This window comes from uncultured Tateyamaria sp. (genome assembly GCF_947503045.1).
Taxonomy (GTDB): Bacteria; Pseudomonadota; Alphaproteobacteria; order Rhodobacterales; family Rhodobacteraceae; genus Tateyamaria.
On record NZ_CANNCF010000024.1, the window covers coordinates 1 to 536 of the forward strand.

Consider the following 536-nt stretch of genomic DNA (forward strand, 5'->3'; position numbering starts at 1 on the left):
CGACCCAGGGCATGACCGCCGTGTTGGGGTCTGGCATTCCGTCCATTGTCCTGCAATCGGCCGTGTATCTGGAGAACCTTCAGCCAGAGATCTTCCTGCCGGGCCTGCGCTCCGAAGGGAAGCTGGATTATCCGCCCATTCCTCAGACGATGAAAATGCAGTGGACCTCACATCTGGACCAGGCAACGCTGGCGGTCGCCGCCATGTCTCGCCCCGATCTGGCCGGTCAGTCTTTTGAGATCGGTACGCCAAATGCCCTGACCGGCGCTGAATTGGCCGAACTTATGGGCAAATGGGTCGGACGGGACGTCGCCTTTGACCCCATGACCCCCGCTGAGTTTGGTACCCGCGTCGGCAATGCTCTGAGCAGCCCCGGTGCAGCCTTCGCTTTGAGCGACCTCTATGGCGCGATCGCCAAGCTGGATGGCGATGACATGGCCGTCGACACCGACGCTTTGGAAACCACGTTCGGCGTCAAGCTCACAAGCGTCGCCGATCACATCAACAGCTGGTCGTAGCCTCCGACCTCGCCATCA

At 61.0% G+C, this 536-nt stretch carries 1 protein-coding gene; it reads left to right on the plus strand.

Features of this window, described 5'->3' with window-relative positions; translation table 11 throughout:
• Nucleotides 1-518, plus strand: a 518-nt coding sequence (locus Q1A89_RS23450; RefSeq protein ID WP_299734158.1) for a hypothetical protein, incomplete at its 5' end; no start/stop codon positions are given.
• Nucleotides 519-536 lie beyond the last annotated feature (18 nt).